General features: G+C 70.6%; 17 protein-coding genes. 5 read left to right on the top strand and 12 right to left on the bottom strand.

Features of this window, described 5'->3' with window-relative positions; genetic code table 11:
- Positions 1–53: 53 nt before the first annotated feature.
- The 12 genes from PKC53_RS13355 to PKC53_RS13410 all read right to left on the bottom strand — a co-directional run bounded on the left by PKC53_RS13355 (position 54) and on the right by PKC53_RS13410 (position 14,335).
- Positions 54–1,334, bottom strand: coding sequence for a nucleotide sugar dehydrogenase (locus PKC53_RS13355; protein WP_324429375.1), 1,281 nt, complete (start codon positions 1,332–1,334; stop codon positions 54–56).
- Between the two features lie 44 nt (positions 1,335–1,378).
- The gene (gene xrtA, locus PKC53_RS13360; RefSeq protein ID WP_324429377.1) at positions 1,379–2,935 is read right to left on the bottom strand and encodes an exosortase A; all 1,557 of its coding nucleotides are present in this window, start codon (positions 2,933–2,935) and stop codon (positions 1,379–1,381) included.
- A 25-nt stretch (positions 2,936–2,960) separates the two neighbouring features.
- The gene (locus PKC53_RS13365; protein ID WP_324429379.1) at positions 2,961–4,178 is read right to left on the bottom strand and encodes a TIGR03087 family PEP-CTERM/XrtA system glycosyltransferase; all 1,218 of its coding nucleotides are present in this window, start codon (positions 4,176–4,178) and stop codon (positions 2,961–2,963) included.
- A gap of 4 nt (positions 4,179–4,182) precedes the next feature.
- On the bottom strand, positions 4,183–5,220 hold the full coding sequence (locus tag PKC53_RS13370; RefSeq protein WP_324429381.1) for a FemAB family XrtA/PEP-CTERM system-associated protein: 1,038 nt from the start codon (positions 5,218–5,220) through the stop codon (positions 4,183–4,185).
- A 22-nt stretch (positions 5,221–5,242) separates the two neighbouring features.
- Positions 5,243–6,133, bottom strand: a complete 891-nt coding sequence (locus PKC53_RS13375; protein ID WP_324429382.1) for an XrtA system polysaccharide deacetylase — start codon at positions 6,131–6,133, stop codon at positions 5,243–5,245.
- Positions 6,130–7,296: a UDP-N-acetylglucosamine 2-epimerase (non-hydrolyzing) gene (wecB, locus tag PKC53_RS13380; protein WP_324429384.1), complete on the bottom strand. Its 1,167-nt coding sequence runs from the start codon at positions 7,294–7,296 to the stop codon at positions 6,130–6,132. The genes PKC53_RS13375 and wecB overlap by 4 nt, the downstream gene beginning before the upstream one ends.
- Positions 7,293–8,399 (bottom strand): XrtA/PEP-CTERM system-associated ATPase, encoded by a 1,107-nt coding sequence (locus PKC53_RS13385; protein ID WP_324429386.1) that lies wholly within the window; start codon positions 8,397–8,399, stop codon positions 7,293–7,295. The genes wecB and PKC53_RS13385 overlap by 4 nt, the downstream gene beginning before the upstream one ends.
- Positions 8,400–8,404: 5 nt before the next feature.
- Positions 8,405–9,976: a TIGR03016 family PEP-CTERM system-associated outer membrane protein gene (locus PKC53_RS13390; RefSeq protein WP_324429388.1), complete on the bottom strand. Its 1,572-nt coding sequence runs from the start codon at positions 9,974–9,976 to the stop codon at positions 8,405–8,407.
- Complete coding sequence (locus tag PKC53_RS13395; RefSeq protein ID WP_324429390.1) at positions 9,951–10,874, bottom strand: XrtA-associated tyrosine autokinase; 924 nt, start codon at positions 10,872–10,874, stop codon at positions 9,951–9,953. Before PKC53_RS13395 ends, PKC53_RS13390 begins: the two co-directional genes overlap by 26 nt.
- Before the next feature lie 7 nt (positions 10,875–10,881).
- Positions 10,882–12,471, bottom strand: coding sequence for an XrtA system polysaccharide chain length determinant (locus PKC53_RS13400; RefSeq protein WP_324429392.1), 1,590 nt, complete (start codon positions 12,469–12,471; stop codon positions 10,882–10,884).
- Between the two features lie 69 nt (positions 12,472–12,540).
- A complete protein-coding gene (locus PKC53_RS13405; protein ID WP_324429394.1) occupies positions 12,541–13,173 on the bottom strand; it encodes an XrtA/PEP-CTERM system exopolysaccharide export protein in 633 nt (210 codons plus the stop codon).
- Positions 13,174–13,462: 289 nt separating this feature from the next.
- Entirely contained in the window at positions 13,463–14,335 is an 873-nt protein-coding gene (locus PKC53_RS13410; protein ID WP_324429396.1) for a ThiF family adenylyltransferase, read from the bottom strand.
- A 156-nt stretch (positions 14,336–14,491) separates the two neighbouring features.
- Here PKC53_RS13410 and PKC53_RS13415 point away from each other — a divergent pair, with 156 nt between their 5' ends.
- The 5 genes from PKC53_RS13415 to PKC53_RS13435 form a co-directional block, all read left to right on the top strand.
- Positions 14,492–15,598 carry a molybdopterin biosynthesis protein MoeY gene (locus PKC53_RS13415; RefSeq protein ID WP_324429398.1) on the top strand — a complete coding sequence of 369 codons (1,107 nt, stop codon included), beginning with the start codon at positions 14,492–14,494 and terminating at the stop codon, positions 15,596–15,598.
- A complete protein-coding gene (locus tag PKC53_RS13420) occupies positions 15,595–16,335 on the top strand; it encodes an ABC transporter ATP-binding protein (RefSeq protein ID WP_324429400.1) in 741 nt (246 codons plus the stop codon). Before PKC53_RS13415 ends, PKC53_RS13420 begins: the two co-directional genes overlap by 4 nt.
- Entirely contained in the window at positions 16,332–17,726 is a 1,395-nt protein-coding gene (locus PKC53_RS13425; protein WP_324429402.1) for an FtsX-like permease family protein, read from the top strand. The genes PKC53_RS13420 and PKC53_RS13425 overlap by 4 nt, the downstream gene beginning before the upstream one ends.
- Positions 17,727–17,745: 19 nt before the next feature.
- Positions 17,746–18,525 (top strand): outer membrane lipoprotein-sorting protein, encoded by a 780-nt coding sequence (locus PKC53_RS13430; protein WP_324429404.1) that lies wholly within the window; start codon positions 17,746–17,748, stop codon positions 18,523–18,525.
- Positions 18,522–19,750: hypothetical protein (locus PKC53_RS13435; protein ID WP_324429406.1), on the top strand; the 1,229-nt coding region annotated here is incomplete at its 3' end. The genes PKC53_RS13430 and PKC53_RS13435, both read left to right, overlap by 4 nt.

The following is a 19,750-nucleotide window of genomic DNA, read 5'->3' on the forward strand; positions in this document are numbered from 1 at the left end:
GCCGAACCGTCACGCAGCGGGTGCAGGCGGTCCGGCGCGGCCGGACCGGCCGCTCACAGCCGCCAGACCTTGTACCCCGCCGCCTCGAAGTCCTTCGGGTCGAAAGCCGCCTTCACGTCGATGAAGGCCCCGCCCTTGACCATCTTGCGGCCGAAGTCCTCGAGGCCCAGGTCCATGTACTCGCGGTGCGCGACCGCGGCGACGATGGCATCGGCGCGCGGCAGGTCGTCGAAGCGCTCGAGCCGCACGCCGTACTCGTGCATCGCCTCCTCGGGCTCGGCGAGCGGGTCGGTCACATGCACCTCGACGCCGTAGCTGCGCAGCTCGCGGACGATGTCGATGACCTTGCTGTTGCGCAGGTCGCCGCAGTTCTCCTTGAAGGTCAGCCCCAGCACGTTGACCTTGGCACCCTTGATGTAGCTGCCCGCAGCGATCATGTGCTTGACGGTCTGCTCGGCGACGAACTTGCCCATGCCATCGTTGATGCGCCGCCCGGCCAGGATCACCTGCGGGTGGTAGCCGATCATGTCGGCCTTGTGCGTCAGGTAGTACGGGTCGACCCCGATGCAGTGGCCGCCCACCAGCCCGGGCTTGAACTTGAGGAAGTTCCACTTCGTGCCCGCGGCCTCGAGCACCTCGCTGGTGTCGATGCCGAGCTTGTCGAAGATGATCGCCAGCTCGTTCATCAGCGCGATGTTCAGGTCGCGCTGCGTGTTCTCGATGACCTTGGCGGCCTCGGCCACCTTGATGCTGCTCGCGCGATGCACGCCGGGGCGCACGATCGTCTCGTACAGCTTCGCCACCTTGTCCAGGGTCTCGGGCGTGTCGCCGCTGACGATCTTCAGGATCTTCGTCAGCGTGTGCTCCTTGTCGCCCGGGTTGATGCGCTCGGGGCTGTAGCCGACGAAGAAGTCGCGCTTCCACGTCATTCCGCTCTCGCGCTCGAGCACCGGGATGCACACCTCCTCGGTGGCGCCGGGGTAGACGGTGCTCTCGAAGACGACGATCGCGCCCTTCTTCATGTGCCGCCCGGCGCTGGTGCTGGCGCCGACGAGCGGCGTGAAGTCGGGGATCTTCGCCTCGTCGACCGGCGTGGGCACCGCGACGACGATGATGTCGGCCTCGCCGAGCAGCGCCGGGTCGCTGGTGTAGACGACGTTCTTCGCCTGCGCCATCTCGTCGTCGCTGAGCTCGCGCGACGGGTCGGTGCCGCGCAGGCAGGCGTCGACCTTGTGCTGCGCGATGTCGAAGCCGATCGTGCGCAGGTGCTTGCCGAACTCGACGACGAGCGGCAGGCCGACGTAGCCCAGGCCGATGACGGCGACGGTGGTCATGCTGTGTCCCTTCCCATTGGATCTCGATGCGTTGCCGCGCGGCGTCATCGCGCGTCGTGGACGCGCTGCAGCGACTGCGCCACCACGCCGAGGTGCTCGCTCGCGAACGCCTGAAGTGCGGCCTTCGACGCCGCCGGTGCGTGCAGCACCAGCACCGCCCCGTCGTCGCCGTGGCCGCGCAGGCGCGACGCCGCGCCGGCCAGCTTGGCCGGCAGGTCGCCGGTGACGAATCGACCGTCGACCCAGTAGCCGTGCCAGACGACCAGGTGCTGCCTCGGCACGCCGCTGCCGCGCTCGGGCCCGATGACTTCGGCGGCGCGCAGCGTGACCGGTTGCCCACCGCCGTCGACCGCCACCGTGCCGCCGCCGCGCTGACTCCACTGCCGCTCGTTGTGGCTGATCAGTCCGTTGAGCGAGTTCACGAGCTTGCGTTCGGCGTTCTGGGCACGGTAGTAGAAGACGTCCACCGTCACCGTGCCCGCAGGCCCGGCGTAGCTGCGCCGCAGCGCCGCGGAGGGATTCACGAAGTGCGGCGACCAGTCGGCAGACGACGCCTCGGTGGCCTGCCACGCGCCCAGACGATCGGGCAGATGCAGTTGCGGCTCGGCTTGTGCGCGCTCCGAGGCCTGCAGGCCCCACAGCGCGACGTGCGGCAGCAGCACCACCAGCGTCGCGCCGGCCAGCGCGACGACGGTGCGCTGCCTTGCCGCCTGCGACGCCTCGGCCGACAGGGCGGCCGCGCCTCGGCCCGGCACCGGCTCGTCGGGGTCGGCCCAGCGCATGCCGATGACGAACATCACGAAGATCACGGCGCCGAAGAACACCCAGCCGTACAGGATGTGGTCGACGCCGGTGGCGATCTTGTTGTCCGACAGGTGGCCGAGCATCACGATGATGTACGCGCGCAGCCAGTTGGCGAGGATCGGCACCACCAGCGAGAACGCCATGAACACCGCGCGCTTCCTGTAAGAGCGGTAGTTCAGGTAGGCGAAGAGGGACCCCACCATGAACGACGCCATCAGGTAGCGCACGCCGCTGCACTCGTCGATCACCGACCAGCTGCCGGTCGGGATCACGAAGCGCAGCCCCTCGCGGAACACCGGCACCCCGGTCCACTGCAACGCGAGCACGACGAAGTCGGCGGTCCACTCCATCATCGGCTGCACCGTGAACTCGCCGAACGGCACGGCGAACAGCAGGAACAGCAGCGGGAACAGGATCGCGCGCATCACCTCGAACCCCAGCACCGCGGGCACCGCGAGGATCAGCAGACCGACGAAGGCGAACTGCGCCGGCGCGTTGACGACGACGAGGTCGGCGGCGAACCAGGCCAGCGCGAGCGCAGCCATCGGCAGCAGCACCCAGGGCGCGGGCTGCGGGGTCAGCGTGGCCAGGCGCTGGCGCTGGCGCCAGATCAGCCACAGGGCGATCGGTGCGACGACCCAGCCGTGGGCGAACGTCTCCGAGCGCGTCCACACGTCGACCATCGCCATCAGCGTGTCGCGGTACAGCAGCACGATCGCGCCGACCAGCGCCAGCAGCGCCGGCCAGGCGCTGCGCCACGGCGAGGTCAGGCGGAGGTCGGCGGGAATGGCGCTCATCGCAAGGCCTCGGCAGGGTGGACGTTCAGGCGGCCAGGCGCTGGCCCGCGCGCAGCGCGTCGAGGTGGTGATCAACCGGCGCGAGCTGCGCCGGCCAGCTGTGCGCGCGCAGCACGTGCGCGCGGCCGGCGGCGCCGACGGCGGCGGCGCGTGCCGGATCGGCGAGCAGCGCGTCGACCTCGCGCACGAAGTCCGCGGCGTCGGTCGCGGGCACCAGCTCGACGCCGGGCTGCGCCGCGATCGGCTGCGCGCAGCCGGCGGTCGCCACCACCGGCCGCCCCATCGCCATCGCCTCGAGCACCTTGTTCTGGATGCCGCGCGCCAGCCGCAGCGGCGCGACGACGACCGCCGCGTGCTGCAGGTACGGCCGCACGTCGGGCACGGTGCCGGTGACGCGCACCGCATCGCCTGCGAGCGCCTGCACCGCCGGTGCCGGGTTGCGCCCGACCACGTGGAAGCGCAGCGCCGGCCGGCGCTCGCGCAGGCGCGGCAGCATCTCGCCCGCGAACCAGGTCACTGCGTCGACGTTGGGCCAGTAGTCCATCGCGCCGGTGAACACCACCGGCAGTTCGTCGGCGATGAACGGCGACGCGCGCGACGGGTCGGGCGCGAAGTGGTCGGCGTCGACGCCGTTGCCGAACCAGCCGACGCGGCCGGCGCACTCGGGCGCCAGCCGGCGGAACAGCTCGGCCTCCTGCCCGGTGGCGAAGAACGAGTGCGCGACACGCGCGGCCACCGCGCGTTCGTAGGCCAGCAGCCGCTCGCCCTCGCGCCGGTAGACCCAGGACATCGGCCAGCGGTGGTGGTCGGCGTACTGCGTCCACTTCGCCGAGTCGACGTCGACGAAGTCCACGAGCACCGGGACGTCGCTGACCAAGTCCGCGTACTGCACCATCGACGACGAGAACACCACCACCGCGTCCAGCCGCTGCTGCGCCGCGGTGCGCCGCACCCAGTCGGCCAGCCCCGCGTCGCGGTAGTAGCGCAGCGTCAGCGGCTCGTCGCCCAGCAGCGCGGGCAGGCTGTGCAGCCGGGCGCTGCGCGGGTGCAGGCGCGCCAGGTGCAGGTCGACGCACCACTGCCGCAGCGTGCCGGCATGCGCCTCGTCGTCGGGGTCGTCGACGAAGCTGCCCAGCCACACGCGGTGCCGCGCCGCGAGGTGGCGCAGCAGGTGGTACGAACGCACCTTGTCGCCCTTGTTGGGCGGGTACGGCATGCGGTGCACGAGGTACAGGACGTTCACGGCATCACCCGAGGTTCCTGACCACGTAGGGCCCGAGCCAGTTGGCGACCGCCAGCGGCAGCCGCCGCCACGTCTCGATCATCAGCCTGAACTTCGCGTTGGCGGGGTTGTTCTGCGGCACCGCGTCGCGTTTGTACAGCCGGTACTCGTAGTGCAGGGGCTGCGGCTCGAAACCCCAGTTCTTCTTGAACGCGTAGCTGCCGGTGCCCTGCTTGCTGCGCCCGTAGTCGAAGGTCTTCAGCCCCTTGGCGCAGGCGCGGCGCATCAGCGCCCAGTACTTGAAGTCGTTGGCCGCCAGCTCGCGCGCCGCCTCGGCGTCGCCGGCGTAATACGGCAGCACCTCGTCGCGGAAGTAGAAGCTCAGCACGCTGCTCACCGGCTGGCCCTCGGCGGTGGTCACCGTGAGCACGTCGCAGTCGTCGCCGAAGGCGTCGCGCAGCGCCTGGAAGTAGCGCTTGGGCAGCGCCGGCGTCCCGTGGCGGTGCACGTTGTCGGCGTACAGCGCGAAGAATCGCTCGACGCCGTCGTCGAGCCGGTCCTGCAGGCCGCGCTGCATGCCCTTGCGCACCATCGCGCGCTGCTTGCGCGGGATGGCCAGCAGGTTGGCCTGCTCGTCGGGCGCGATCGGCTTGCGAAAGGTCACGTACAGGTCCTGCCGCGGCCAGTCGGGGTGGCGCGGCTGGAGCTGGCGCAGCTCGAGGTGCTGCACGCCGAGTTGCTGCGCCAGGCGCTGCGCCTCGAGCTCGAGCGCCTGCGCCGCCGGCTCGTGGTCGGCGGCCACGCCGCCGTACACCGCGAACGGCAGGCTGACCAGCGCGTCGCCGAACAGCAGGCTCTTCACCCGCGCCAGCGGCAGCACGCCGTCGATGCGCCCGCCCGACTCGCTGAACAGGTAGAAGGTCGGGTGGCGGAACACGCCTTCGAGCAGCGTCTGCCAGGCGCTGCGGTGGAAGAACGTGGCCTGCGGGCAGGCCAGGACGAACGCGTCCCAGCGGCTCGCCGTGTCGCGGTCGCGGGGGTCGAGGCGGTGGATCGTCGGCATCGCCGGTCGACGGTGCGGCGGCTCAGGCCACCTTCGGCAGCGCCGGGGCCGGCGCGGGCGCGCCGGCCGGCGCCGGGCGCTGCAGGAAGATGCGGTCCATGCGGTCCCAGCGGAAGTCGCGCAGCAGCTGCGCCAGCCGGCGTTCGGTGCGGCCGATGTTCACGTAGTGGCGGAACCGCGTCTTCGCATCGATGCCGGCCACACGCGGCTGCCCGGGGTCGATCTCCCAGGGATGGAAGTAGAACACCGCGGCCTCGCGGTCGGCGGCATTGACGCGGCGGATCATCCAGCGCGACACCGGATACGGCAGCAGGCGGAAGTAACCGCCGCCGCTGGAGGGCAGGTTGCGTTCGAACAGGCGCAGCGTGGTGGCCGGCACCTCCAGCAGGTCGGCGTGCACGCGGTGCGCGAAGCGCGGTGCGTCGGGCATGCCGTAGTGGTCGTGGCGGATCGGGTAGATGCTCGAGCTGTAGCGGTGGCCGGCGCGCGCGAGGCAGTCGAAGGCCCACAGGTTGCGCGCGTCGATCGAGAAGCTCGGCGCGCGGTAGCCGTGCACGACCCGGCCCGAGACGTCCTCGAGCAGGCCCTTGGCGCGCGTGATGTCGGCGACGAACGCGCCGCGGTCGAGCTCGCTGGCGCGCTGGTGTCCGTAGCCGTGGCTGGCCAGCTCGTGGCCGCCGTCGACGACGCGGCGCACGAGCTGCGGGTACCGCTCGGCGACCCAGCCGAGCGTGAAGAAGGTGGCGCGCGTGTCGTGGTCGGCGAGCAGCTGCAGGATGCGGTCGACGTTGCGCTCGACGCGGCACTCGCGCGCGTCCCATTCGTGGCGCGCGATGTACGGCGCGAACGCCGAGACCTGGAAGTAGTCCTCGACGTCGATCGTCAGCGCGTTGGTGATCGGCGGTGCGTTCATGCCACCGCCTCCTCGCGCGACCGCAGCCAGCGCCACAGGTCGTCGGCGATGCGCTCGGCGGCGTGGCCGTCCCACAGCTCGGGCACGCGACCGCGCTTGCCGCGCCCGGCGACGATGTCGGCCACCGCGGCGAGGATCGCGCCGCGGTCGCGGGCGACCAGCGTGTTGGTGCCCTGCTCGATCGTGATCGGCCGCTCGGTGTTCTCGCGCACCGTCAGGCAAGGCACCCCCAACGCGGTGGTCTCCTCCTGCAGCCCGCCGGAGTCGGTGAGCACCAGCGCGGCGCCGGCCACGAGGCCCAGCATCTCCAGGTAGCCCTGCGGCGGCAGCACCACGATGCGCCGCGGGTCGATCAGGTGCTGCAGCCCGAAGCGCTCGACGTTGGCGCGTGTGCGCGGGTGCATCGCGAACACCAGCGGCAGCCGGGCGGCCACCTCGGCCAGCGTGCCCAGCACGTCGGCCAGCGTGGCCGCGTCGTCGACGTTCGACGGGCGGTGCAGCGTGACCACGCCCCAGCCGTGGCGATGGTCGAGCAGCGCCGGGTCGACGCCGTGCGCGCGCAGCGTGTCGGCCGGCGCGCGCGCGAGCTCGCGGTGGTGCCGCAGCGAGTCGATCATCACGTTGCCGACGAACGCGACGCGGTCTTCGGGCACGCCCTCGCGGCGCAGGTTGTCCAGCGCGCCGCGTTCGGTCGTGTAGAGCCGGTCGGCCACCTGGTCGGTGAGCTTGCGGTTGATCTCCTCGGGCATGCGGCGGTCGCCGCTGCGCAATCCGGCCTCGACGTGCACCACCGGCACGTGCTTCTTCACCGCCACCAGCGTGCACGCCAGCGTCGAGTTGACGTCGCCGACGACGACCACGCACGACGGCCGCTGCGTGTCGAGCACCGGCTCGAAACGTTTCATCACCTCGGCGGTCTGCACCGCGTGCGACGCGGAGCCGACCTCGAGGTTGACGTCGGGCCGCGGCAGCCGCAGGTCGTCGAACAGGCGGTCGTTCATCTCGGCGTCGTAGTGCTGGCCGGTGTGCACCAGCAGCGCCGGCAGCGGCGGGCGGTGCCCGGCCAGCGCGCGCAGGATCGGCGCCATCTTCATGAAGTTCGGCCGCGCACCGACGACGCACAGCACCGGGCCGATCCCGGTGGTGCCGGCGGCGGCCGTCATGGCTTGTCCCCGTCGCCCGGGCGCGTCGACGCCTCGACCAGCTTCTTCAGCAGCGACAGCGTCTGCACGTGCAGCCGCTCGAGGCGCAGCAGGCTGCGCTCGAGCCGCTGCAACTGGTCCAGCCGCTGTTCGGCGCTGAGCTGCTCGAGCTGCTGCGTCATGCTCTCGGCCAGCGCCGGGTCGAGCTTGAGCTGCGACAGGTCCAGGTCGAGCTCGGCGTCGAGCGCCAGCACCGTCGCCGCGCCGCCGGCGGCTGCGCCCGCCGGCGCCGCCGGGCGCTTGGTCGGCACGTGCGCCTCCTGCTCGAACTCCTTGACCACCTCGGCGACGTCGTCGGCCGTCAGCGTCGCCTTGTTGGCCAGGAAGCCCAGCAGCAGCAGGCGGTCGCACACCGAGTTGATGCGCCGCGGGATGCCGCCGCTGGCCTTGTGGATCGCGTCGTAGGCGGCGGCGTCGAAGATGGGCTTGCCGGTGGAGCCAGCCTTCTTCAGCCGGTGCTCGATGTAGCGCTGCGTCTCGTCGCGCTCGAGCGGGCCGATGTGGCAGCTCGCCGCCACGCGCTGGCGGAACTGCTCCATCTCGGGGCGCTGCAGGATCTCGCGGAACTCGGGCTGGCCGACGAGGAAGCTCTGCAGCAGCGCCTGGTTGCCGAACTGGAAGTTCGACAGCATGCGCAGCTCCTCGACCGCCTTGGGCGTGAGGTTCTGCGCCTCGTCGACGATCAGCAGGCAGCGCTTGCCCTGGCTGGTCTGGCTGAGCAGGAAGGCCTCGAGCGTGATCAGCAGCTCGCTCTTGGGCACGTCCTTGACCTTGAAGCCGAACGCCGCGCCGACCATGCGCAGCGTGTCCTCGGCGCCGAGCTGCGTCGTCACCAGGTGGCCGATGGTCACGTTGGTGCCGTGCAGGCTCTCGATCAGCGTGCGCAGCAGCGTGGTCTTGCCGGCGCCGATCTCGCCGGTGACGACGATGAAGCCCTCGTTGCGCGAGATGCCGTACTCGAGGTACGCCTTGGCGCGGCTGTGCTGCTTGCTGCCGAAGTAGAAGGCGGGGTCGGGGTTGAGCTGGAACGGCTTGCTCGTCAGCCCGTAGAACGCTTCGTACATGGCCGTCAGTTGAACCGCATGGTGAGCGAGGCGATCAGCGCGTTCTCGTCGTAGCCGCCGGTCGGCCGGTCGAACTCGGTGCGGCGTGCCGACAGCGAGAAGTTCGTGCGCCAGCCCACGCGCACCGACCACGTCAGCGAGGCCTGGCGGCGGCGCGTCGACTGCGTGTCGAGCTCACCGCTGCTGCGCTGCTCGGCGAGCAGCAGGTTGACCGACGACTCGGGGGTGAGCCGGTGCGCGACGTCGACGCTGAGCCCGCGCTGGCGCACGAAAGCGGTGTCGGCGAACACGTCGCCGACGTCGGTCAGCGTGTCGACGCGGCTGTTGCGCGACTGCGTGGCGGCGACGGTCAGCGTGCTGCGCTTGCCCAGCAGCGCGAACGACAGCCGCTGGCGGCGCTGCACGGTACCCGACGAGAACAGGAAGTCCGACAGCAGCAGCGTGTCGGGCGGGATGCCGTTGAGCCGCAGGAACTCGAGCACCAACTGCTCGCGCAGCAGCGGATCGGGCTGGATCGACGCGAACTGCGCATAGAACAGGTCGAACGCCGTGCCGACCGCCGCGGTCGTGCGGCCGCTGACGTCGCTCACGTCGCGGCTGTCGCTGAAGCTCCACACGGTGCGCGGCGTGCGGTGCTGGAACACCAGGTTGTAGCCGGTGCCGAAGAAGCGGTCGTCGACCTGCGCCGAGACCAGCGTGCGCTCGGTCGGCCGCCAGTCGGCGCCGACGCCGTAGCGGCGGTAGCTCTCCTTGTCGACGGTCCGGTAGTCGTTCCAGTCCATGCCGGCATTGGCGCGCACGACGAGGTCGTGGTCGACGACGTACGACACCGTGCCGAGCAGCGAGTCGGCCTCGGTGCGGCGCCCGGCGTCGTAGTCGCTGACCACGCGCACCGCCGTGACCCCCCACCCGAGCGGGCCGAACGCGGGCCCGCTGGTGACGTCGAGCTGTGCCGACGACGTGGTGCCGTCGAAGCGCGACTCGTCGGCGGCGATCGTCGCCGAGTGGTTGAGCCCCAGCCGATAGCGTGCCGTGCTGCCGAGGTTGCCCACCAGGTAGGGCGACAGCCGGTAGGTGGTGACCTGCGTGAGGTTGTCGCTGGCGCGCGAGTCGTCGGCGGGCTGGTCGCCGAACGGCGTGATCAGCTGCTGCGAGATGCGCGCGCCGCCGTCGAGGAACAGGCGGTCCTCGACCAGTTCCAGTCCGCCGCTGCTGCTCAGGTTGAGCGACTGCCTCACGTCGTTGTCGTCGCTCTCGCGCGCGTAGACGGTGCCTTCGACCGCGTAGTTCAGCGTGCCCTGCACGCGCGGCCCGCGCGCGCTGACGCGCACGCTCGGCCGCACCTTGGTGATCAGCTCGGTGCCGCGCTCGCCGCCACCGAGCCGGCCGTTGTCGGTGAGCGTCTGCGTCAGCGTCAGGCTCGGCTGCACGTAGTACGTGCGCGCCGCGCCCGACTGCGCCTGCGCCTGCGCCGCGGCGGCGGCCGTCGCCGCCAGCGCGCAGGCGCCGAGCCGCAGCGCGGCCGTTCGCCGGCGTCGCCTGCGCGCGGCTTCAGGTGGCCGGCTTGGCTTCAGCATCCGCCGCACGGCCGTAGCCGTAGCCGTAACCGTAACCGTACCCGTAGCCGCACCCGTAGGCCCCCTCGGCCTCGGCGCGCGCCTGGTTGAGCATCATCATGCGCACCGGGCACGACTCGATGGTGTGCAGCGCGTTCATCACGTCGCTCTGCTTGGTGCGGCCGGCCTGGACGACGACCACGATCTGCCCCATGTGCGTGGCCAGCACGCGTGCCTCGGTGGTGGCCAGCAGCGGCGGCGAGTCGAAGATGATCACGCGGTCGGCGTAGCGGCTGGCCATGTCGTCGAGCAGCCGCCGCATCGCCTCGCTGGCGAGCATCTCGGTGGCACGCTGGTGCGGCGTGCCGCTGGGCATCAGGCTGAGCTTGTCGACGTTGGTGCGCAGCAGCACCTCGTGCATCTGTGCCGTGCCGTCGAGCAGATCGAGCAGCCCCGGGCCCTCGGGCAGCCCGAGGTTGCGCATCACCGACGGGCGCGCCACGTCGGCGTCGACCAGCATCACCGTGTGGTCGAGCTCGGCGGCGATGCTCATCGCGAGGTTCAGCGCCGTGAAGGTCTTGCCCTCGCCGGGCAGGGCGCTGGTGATCATGATCAGGTTCGCGTGATTGATCGTCACGGCGCCGCGGCCGGCGGCGTTCTGCAGCAGCGGGCGCTTGACCACGCGGAACTGGTCGGCCACGCGCGTGCGCGGGGCGTTCGGGGTGACGATGCCGTTGGCCCCGATCAGGTCGAGGTCGAGCTCGACGCGGCGCGACGTGACGGCCGGCTCGGCGCGTCTGGCCGCGGCGGGCGCTGCCGCGGACGACGCCGGCAGCGGGCTGTCGACCTGCGGGACTTCGACCCCGGCCTGGCGCAACTGCTCCAGACGTTGCGCGGCTTGTTCGATCAGGCTGCTCATGCGTACCTCACGCGATGCGTTGCGCCATCAGGGCCATGGCCGCCATGCCGGCCATGAACAACAGCACCAGGCTGCCGGACGCAGACCAGAACTTCACCAGCTCGGCCTTGTGGCGGCGTCGGTTGACGTCGCTGACGACGGCCGACACGACGCCGATCAGCGGCAGCTGGGTCTTCAGCCGCAACTCGTTGCCGTCGTGGAAGGCGGGGCGCAGCTGGCTCGCGGCGAAGGCCAGGAACAGCCCGGCGCCCAGGCCGGCGACCAGCGCCAGTGGCAGCAGCAGCAGCCGGTTCGGCGCCACCGGCTTCGGGCTCACCCGCGGCGGGTCGATCAGGCGGAACTCGGCGATGCCCGCGGCGGTGTCGAGCTCGCCGGACATCGCTGCCGACTCGCGCCGCGCCACGAGGTCGTCGTAGTTGCGCTTGTGGATCGCGTAGTCGCGGTTCAGCTGCGCGAGTTCGGCCTCGAGCGCCGGTGACGTGCGCAGCTGCGACACGGCCTGCGCGTGCCGCGCGGCGACCTCGGCGACGCGCGCGCGCAGGCTGGCCACCTGCACCTCGGTGGACGCGACCATCTGGCCGAGCTGCTGGTACAGCGGCGACGTGCCCCCGGTTCCGGCGGGCTCGGACGCCGCCGCCGCCTCGGCCGCCTCGCGCAGCGACGCCAGCTCCTTGTCCTTCTGCGCCTCGAGGTCCTTCAGCAGGCGCCGAGCGGCGACCACGTCGGGGTGGATCTCGGTGAAGCGCAGCAGCAGCGAGTCGAGGTTGCGCTTGGTCGCGTCGATGCGCGAGTCGATCTCGGGCGTGCTCACCCGCGACGACCAGTCGGCCCGCGTGGCAGGGCGCGACGTGCCCGCGGTCTTCGCCGCGTCGAGTTGCGCCTTGGCCGCGTCGCGCGCGTTCTCGGCCTCGCGCAGCTGCAGCTTGGCCTGGTCGAGCTGGTTGGCCAGGTCGGTCACGCGCGACAGCGAGTCGGTGCCGCCGGCGGTCAGCTGGCGGTCGATGTTGCGCAGCCGGAACTCCTTCAGGCGCATCTCGGCTTCCTCGAGCCGCTGCTCGTACTGCTTGATCTGCTCGTCGAGGAACGCCTTGGCCGAGTCGGCGTCGCGCCGCGTCGCGCCCAGGCTCGACTCGACGAAGATCGACACCAGCGACTGGATCACCCGCTGCGCCTTCTCGCGGTCCTCGTGACGGTACGACAGGTTATAGAGGTTGCCGAGGTCGCGGCCGGCGGTGGCGATCCGCAGGTCCTTCATCAGGTCGGTGACCAGCTGCTCCTGCTGCGACTTGGTGCGCGCCCCCAGGTCGAGGTCGGCCATGCGCACGAGCTTCTCGACGTTGGGGCGGCTGATCAGCGTGCGGCTGAGCATCGCCACCTGCTGCTGCACGTTGGGCTGCACCGCCAGCCCCGACATCAGCGGCTTGAGGATCGACTGCGTGTCGACGTGGATGCGCGCCGTGGCCTCGTACTGGTCGGGGATCTTGAACACCACGCCCACGCCCACGGCGGCGACCACCCAGGCGACGATGACCGACGGCCAGCGGTACTTCCACATCCCGCGGGCGACGGTGGCGATCTGCTTGACGAGTTCTTCCATGGCGTTGTCCGGTGATGCGTGCGGCGGCCCGCCAGGCGGGGCCGACCGGCGGTGCCTGTCAGCCGCGGATCAGAAGAAGCTCTGCGGGATGATCAGGATGTCACCCGGCTTGACGTCGACGTTGGCCGACACGTCACCGCGCTTGATCAGGTCGCGCAGCCGCACCGAGTACTGCTTGTTGCCTTCCGAGGTGCGCAGGATGGTGGCCTTGTTGCCGTCGGCGAAGTCGGTCAGGCCGCCCACCGCGATCATCACGTCGAGCATCGTCATGTTCTGCTTGTAGGGCAGGAACTGCGGCCGCGCCGCTTCGCCGACGACGCGGATCTGCTCGCTGTACGGGCCGACGAAGCTGGTGACCATGATCGTCACCTGCGGGTCGACGATGAACTTCGACAGTTCCTTGGACACCTCGCTGGCCAGTTGGCTCGGCGTCCGGCCCTGCGCCATGATCTCGTCGATCAGCGGCGCGGCGATGCGCCCGTCGGGGCGCACCGGCACGGTGGTCGTCACCTCGGGGTTGCGCCAGACGAACACGGTCACGCTGTCGCCGGCGCCGATGATGTAGCGGTAGTCGGGCGTGGCGGCGCTGGTGGGCGCCGGCGGGTGGTCGGGGGTGCTGGAGCAGGCGGCCAGCAGGCCCGCGACGGCCAGCCCCGACAGCGCGGCGAACAGCCGCTCGACGAAACTCGGATTGCTCTTCACGGCGCGTCCCTTTCGATGTTCCGGATCCCTGGTCGACCGGGGCCCGCAGGCCCGTCGGCCGCTCGCGGGCCGTGCACCCGGGAGCGTTCGGATCTCGTTTTGCATGATGTCACAGCCGGGTGGCGGCTCGACGCCGCGGCCTTCGCATTCGCCGCACGCGGGCAACAATTCACGCCCCTCGGACAAGGGGTTGACCTCGCGGACCCCTGTTCCGCGGCGCCCGGCCGCCCGACGCCGCCGAACGCCCCGCCGGCGGGCGCCGGCCGGGCGCGCCCCTGGCGGCCTCGGGTCAGCCGCCCGCCGCCATGCCCAGCCGCGGGCGGATCAGCCGCAGCAGCAGCCGCTGCAGCGGGTTGGCGTTGCCGAACGGCCGCCAGGTGAAGCGCAGCTGCTGACGGTAAGCGTCGAACTGCATCGCCCACGGCGCCGCGCGCAGCGGGCCGCGGCCCAGCAGCACCTTCAGCACCGCGGTGCCCATCACCCCGGCGCACAGGTCGCAGGCCATCGCCGTCGACGGCCCGCGCTGCCCTGCGAAGTCGACCGCCTCGGGCGCGGCCAGGTAGTGGCGCTGCAGCATCGCCGGCGACAGCCCGGCGATGAAACGCGCAAACTGCTCCTGCCGCGGCACGCCGTCGAGCCGGAAGTACTGCTCGAACGACATCCCGCCCGGCGCGAAATACATCAGCGCCACGCCCATGCCCAGCGGCGCCGCGGTCAGCGCCGGGATGCCCTTGGCGTGGCAGGCCGCGAACAGCAACCGCCGCGCCTCGATGGCGAAGAAGTCGATGCCGTCGACGTAGACGTCGACGCCGTCGAGGAAGGCATCGACGTTGTCGGGTGTGACCCCACAAGAAAAACTATTGACATCAATCGTCGGATTGATGTCCTGTGCCATACGCGCCATCACATCGACCTTGTCCTGCGAAACCGTCGACATGAATGCGCCCGCCTGGCGGTTGAAGTTGTGCACCTCGAAGCGGTCCAGGTCGGCGATGTTGAACTTGCCGAAGCCCAGTCGCGCGAGTGTCAGCAGGTGACCCCCCCCGACGCCCCCCATCCCGGCGACTGCGACGCGCGCGCCCCGCAGCCGCTCCTGCTCGGGCGCGGTGACCCAGCCGATGTTGCGCGAGAAGGCGGTTGCGTAATCGAACCGCGGGGGCACAGTTGATAGCATCGGCGCAACGATAACGCGAGCCCTCCCGGCGGGCACTGGCGTTGCGCCCTGTTTCAGTTGAGGCCGTCGAAGACCGCGCAGTTTGGCAGGTCACGGCGCACGACAGCGCCGACAATCAGAGCGTGACCGCGACCGACACCCCGGATGAGTAGTACCGACGTCCTTGCACGCATCCTCGATCTCGGTCGCTGGGCGCCCAGCGGCGACAACACGCAGCCTTGGCGGTTCGAGATCGTGGATGGTGCGCACGCCGTGATCCACGGTTTCGACACGCGCGACCACTGCGTCTACGACCTGGACGGCAGGCCGAGCCAGATTTCGCTCGGCGCACTGATCGAGACGATCGCGATCGCCAGCTCGGACCACGGGCTGCGGCTGCAGGCCGACCTGAGGCCCGACAGTTCACCAGCGCATCCGGTGTTCGATCTTCAGTTCGCGGCCGATCCGTCGGTGCGGCGCGATCCGCTGGTGGATGTCATCGCCCGACGCAGCGTGCAGCGAAAACCGTTCGCGACGACCGCCCTCACCGCCGCCGAACGCGGCGAGCTCGAACGCGCCGTCGGACCCGGGCACCACGTGCAATGGGTCGACGCCTGGCGCGGCCGCCTCGGCATGGCCGGCCTGCTGTTTCGATCCGCACGCCTTCGCCTCGTGACGCCGGAGGCCTACCGGGTCCATCGCGACGTGATCGAGTGGGACGCGCAGTTCAGCGCCGACCGGGTGCCCGACCAGGCCCTGGGCGTCGACAAGGCCATGCTGAAGATGATGCGCTTCGCGATGCACAGCTGGGAACGGGTGAAGTTCTTCAACCGCTTCCTGGCCGGAACCTGGATGCCACGCATCCAGATGGACTTCGTGCCTGCGCTGGCATGCGCCTCGCACTTCCTGCTGCTCGCCCGGGAGTCACCGCAAAGCGTCGAGGCCTACGTGGCCGCGGGCCGTGCCATGCAGCGATTCTGGCTGACGGCGACTCGCCTCGGGCTCATGCTGCAGCCCGAGATCACGCCGCTGGTGTTTGCGCGCTACGCGCGGGAAGGTCGCACCTTCTCGGTCAGGCCCAGCGCGCTGGCCGAGGCGCGTCGGGTCGGCGACGACCTGCGTCGGCTGCTCGGCGCGCAGGCCGTGAGTCACGGCGTGTTCATGGGTCGCATCGGCCACGCCCCCCAGCCAACGGCCCGATCGGTGCGCAAGGAGCTATCCGAACTCCGGCACGGCGCAGCCGCCTCGGCATCGCAGCGCGAGCGGGCATGAATCAGCCGCAGCCGGTGGCCGAACTCGTCGGCGTCGACAAGACCTACCGGCTCGATGCCGTCGACGTGCCCGTGTTGCACAACATCAAGCTGCTCGTGCGCCCCGGGCAGTTCACCGTCCTGCTCGGGCCGTCGGGCAGCGGCAAGACGACGCTGCTCAACATCATCGGCTGCATCGACCGCCCCGACCGGGGCCAGGTGACCGTCGGCGGGTGCGACACCGGTCCGCTGTCCGACGACGAGCTCTCCGATTTCCGCGCCCGCAACGTCGGCTTCATCTTCCAGAACTTCAACCTCCTGCCCGTGCTGACCGCGTACGAAAACGTGGAGTACCCGATGCTGCTGGCCGGACTCGCCCCCAAGGTCCGTGCGGAGCGCGCGACCCACCTGCTGAAGTCGGTCGGGCTGGCGGACCGTGCAAGGAACCTGCCCGGCCAGTTGTCGGGCGGCCAACGCCAGCGTGTGGCCATCGCCCGGGCATTGGCGCTGCGGCCCAAGCTGGTGATCGCCGACGAACCGACCGCCAACCTCGACAGCCGCACCGGCCGCTCGATCCTGGCCCTGATGCGGCGCATGCAGCAGCAGTACGAGATCTCGTTCATCTTCTCGTCGCACGACCGTGCGGTCATCCGCGAGGCCGACGACACGATCTTCCTCAAGGACGGCGTCATTCGCGGCATCCGGCGCCGCGGCGACGCCAGCCCCGTGCCCCCGCCCGACAGCGTGCCCGGTCGATGACCGACCTCCTGCTCGCCGTTCGCAACCTGCTGCGCAACCGGCGCAGGTCGTTTGCCACCTTCATCGCGCTGGCCATCGGCACGGCGTCGATCCTGTTGTTCGGCGGCTTTCGCGCGAACATCCAGTACAGCATGCACACCGCCTACGTGCGCGAGGGCGGCCACCTGCAGATCCAGCACCGCGACTTCTTCCTCTACGGCAACGGCAACCCCACCGCCTACGGGATCGCGCGCTACGAGGCCATCGTGGCCGCCGTGCGGGCCGACGACACGCTTCGCGCGATGGTCACCGCCATCACGCCGACGCTGCAGTTCGGCGGCATCGCCAGCAACTTCGCGGCCGACGTGTCGCGCACGGTGGTCGGCGTCGGCATGGTCGCCGCGGACCTCAACCGGATGCGGCAGTGGAACGAGTTCGGACTGCCGCTGTTTTCGACGCACTTCGCGCTCGAGGGCGCCGCCGATGACGCGGCGATCGTCGGCATCGGCGTGGCGCGGGTGCTGCAGCTGTGCGAGGCACTGAATGTCTCCGACTGTCCGAAGCCTCTCGGCCGGCCACCCGCCGACGGCGAGGCACTGCCGCAGGACATCGCGACCCTGGCGGCTGGCTCGGTCGGGCGAGGCGAAGCGTCGCGGACCAGCGCACCGCGGATCGATCTGCTGGCGAGCACCTCCGGTGGCGCGCCCAACGTCGTCTCGCTCGAGGTCATCCGCGCCGAGCGCCAGGGGTTCAAGGAACTCGACGAGATCTACCTCATGCTGCAGCTACCCCAGGCACAGCGCCTGGTCTATGGCCGCTCTGCGCCGAAGGCGACGTCGATCATGGTGCAGCTCGAACGCACGGCGCAGCTCGACGTTGCGAAGGAGCGCCTGACGGCGCTGCTCGAGCAGGTGGGCGGCGGCCAGCCGCTGACCGTGCTCGACTTCCGCACCCTGAACCCCTTCTTCGTGCAAACGATCCAGATGTTCAACGCCATCTTCGGCTTCATCTTCGTGCTGATCGCCTCCATCGTGCTGTTCACGGTGGGCAACACGATGAGCACCGCAGTGATGGAGCGCACCGTCGAGATCGGCACGATCAGGGCCATGGGCCTGCGGCAAAGAGGTGTCCAGCGGCTGTTCGTGCTGGAGGGCACCCTGCTCGGCGTCGCCGGCGCCGTCTCGGGAGCGGTCTTTTCCATCGCCGTCGCGGGCTTCGTCAACTGGCTCGGGCTCACCTGGCTGCCACCGGGCAGTGGCGACCGCCTGCCCCTGCTGCTGCTGGTCTGGGGCGAGACGCCGATGATCCTCGGCACGACGCTCGGCTTGATTGCCGTGGCGACGCTTTCCGCGTGGTGGCCGGCCCGTCGGGCGTCGCGCCTGAACATCGTCGACGCGCTGCGTCACGTGTGACGCCAACATGGAGCCTGCGATGAACGTCTTCCGCCGCCTGCTGCTGCTCACGGCCGCCACCGCGCTCGGCGCGCACGCGGCACCCGATGCGCAGCGCATCCTCGCCGCCAGCGACGCCGTGCGCAACCCGGGGCGGCCGTTCAGCGTCACCGTCGTGCTCACCGAGTTCCAGGCGGGCAAGCGCGTGGACGGCAGCACGATGGTGACCTACTCGCGCACGCTCGAGGAAGGCGCGCAGTTCGCCAGCCTCGTGCGCTTCGTGGCCCCGGCGCGCGACGCGGGCAAGCTGATGCTGAAGAACGGCAATGACCTGTGGTTCTTCGACCCGAGCACGAAGGCCAGCGTGCGCCTGTCGCCGCAGCAGCGCCTGATGGGACAGGCGTCCAACGGCGACGTCGTCACGGTCAACCTGGCCCGCGACTACCGGGCCGCCCTGCAGGCGGAAGAGGACGTGCAGGACGGCGAGCGCCGCAATCGGCGCGCGTACCGGCTCCGCCTGGCTGCGGCGACGCCGGACGCGACCTACAGCGACATCGACCTGTGGGTCGATGCGGCAAGCAGCCACCCGATCAAGGGGCTGTTCTACGCCGACTCCGGGCGCCTGCTGAAGACCGTGTACTACCGGCGATTCCAGCAGCAACTCGGTGCCGAGCGGCCGACCGAACTCGTCATCATCGACGGCGTGAATCCGCAGTCGGTCACGCTGATGCGGCTGTCCGACTACGCGCAGAAGCGCATCCCCGTCAGCTGGTTCCAGCGAGACTACCTGCCCCGCTTCCAACCCGAGGACCAAGAGTGATCACCTCTCCCAGGCTCCCGTGGCATGCGCTGATCTGCGCCGTGCTGGCCGTGTCGACGCACGCGATGGCCGCCGATGGCACGGACGCGCTCGATCTGCAGTCGGATGCGCCCGGGCAGACGGCCGGCAGCGACGACTCGAAGCTCTTCGTCGAAGGCGCGGTCGGCCACGCGCGGCAGCGCTACGGCCTGGGTTCGCGCACGATCAGCCGCGCCACGGTCGACGCGCGCCACGTGGCACGCTTCGCCGCGTCGACACAGGCCACGCTGTCGGCACGCATCGACGCGACCGACCCGCAGGACGCGCGCATCAGCGGCGCCGTGTTCAGCCTGCGCGAGGCCTACTTCGGGTGGCAGGACGACGCCGCGACCCACGTCGTCGAGTTCGGCCGCATCAACCTGCGCGAAGGCCCGGGCTACGGGTACAACCCGACCGACTTCTTCCGCGACCACGCGCTGCGCACGATCACCACCGTCAATCCGTTCACGCTGCGCGAGAACCGCATGGGTGCCGTGATGCTGCGTGCGCAGCGGCTGTGGCCCGGTGGCTCGCTGGCCGTCGCGTACGCACCCAAGCTGGAGAGCCGGCGCAGCGACGAGGGTTTCAGCGCCGACCTGGGCGCCACCAACGCCCGCGACCGTGGCCTGCTGACGCTCAGCCACCGGGTGACGCAGGCCTTGAACGCGCAGGCGCTGCTCTACAAGGAGCAGGGGTCGTCGGCGCGCGTCGGCGCCAGCCTGACGGCCTTGCTGTCGGACGCCGCGGTCGTGCACGCCGAGTGGTCGCACAGTCGCGAGAGCGACCTGCTGTCGCGAGCGCTGGGCCTGCCGGGCGATACGCACAGTGAAGACCGGGCCACCGTCGGTGTCACTTACACCACGGCGACACGGCTGTCGCTGACCGCCGAGTACCAGTACAACGGCTTCGCGCTCGACCGGCGCGGCTGGCGGGCACTGGAATCGCTCGGCCTGCCAGCGCAATCGGCGTATTACCTCCAGTCGCAGTCGCTGCAGGACAACGCCGCACGCCATGCGGTGATGCTCTACGCGGTGCAGCGCGACCTGGGCGTGAAGAACCTCGACCTGACCGGTCTCGTCAAGCTCAACCGCAGCGACCGCAGCCGGATGCTGTGGCTGGACCTGCGCTACCGTCTGGACGCCTTCGACGTGGCGCTGCAGGCGCAGCACAACGGCGGCGACGCCGGCTCGGAGTTCGGCATCGTGCC

The organism is Azohydromonas sp., from assembly GCF_035325925.1.
In the GTDB taxonomy this organism is placed as follows: domain Bacteria; phylum Pseudomonadota; class Gammaproteobacteria; order Burkholderiales; family Burkholderiaceae_C; genus Calidifontimicrobium.

Coding starts and splice junctions, on each gene's coding strand:
- PKC53_RS13355 (WP_324429375.1), bottom strand. CDS start 1,334: ATGACCACCGTCGCCGTCATCGGCCTGGGCTACGTCGGCCTGCCGCTC.
- xrtA (WP_324429377.1), bottom strand. CDS start 2,935: ATGAGCGCCATTCCCGCCGACCTCCGCCTGACCTCGCCGTGGCGCAGC.
- PKC53_RS13370 (WP_324429381.1), bottom strand. CDS start 5,220: ATGCCGACGATCCACCGCCTCGACCCCCGCGACCGCGACACGGCGAGC.
- PKC53_RS13375 (WP_324429382.1), bottom strand. CDS start 6,133: ATGAACGCACCGCCGATCACCAACGCGCTGACGATCGACGTCGAGGAC.
- wecB (WP_324429384.1), bottom strand. CDS start 7,296: ATGACGGCCGCCGCCGGCACCACCGGGATCGGCCCGGTGCTGTGCGTC.
- PKC53_RS13385 (WP_324429386.1), bottom strand. CDS start 8,399: ATGTACGAAGCGTTCTACGGGCTGACGAGCAAGCCGTTCCAGCTCAAC.
- PKC53_RS13390 (WP_324429388.1), bottom strand. CDS start 9,976: ATGCTGAAGCCAAGCCGGCCACCTGAAGCCGCGCGCAGGCGACGCCGG.
- PKC53_RS13395 (WP_324429390.1), bottom strand. CDS start 10,874: ATGAGCAGCCTGATCGAACAAGCCGCGCAACGTCTGGAGCAGTTGCGC.
- PKC53_RS13400 (WP_324429392.1), bottom strand. CDS start 12,471: ATGGAAGAACTCGTCAAGCAGATCGCCACCGTCGCCCGCGGGATGTGG.
- PKC53_RS13415 (WP_324429398.1), top strand. CDS start 14,492: ATGAGTAGTACCGACGTCCTTGCACGCATCCTCGATCTCGGTCGCTGG.
- PKC53_RS13420 (WP_324429400.1), top strand. CDS start 15,595: ATGAATCAGCCGCAGCCGGTGGCCGAACTCGTCGGCGTCGACAAGACC.
- PKC53_RS13425 (WP_324429402.1), top strand. CDS start 16,332: ATGACCGACCTCCTGCTCGCCGTTCGCAACCTGCTGCGCAACCGGCGC.
- PKC53_RS13430 (WP_324429404.1), top strand. CDS start 17,746: ATGAACGTCTTCCGCCGCCTGCTGCTGCTCACGGCCGCCACCGCGCTC.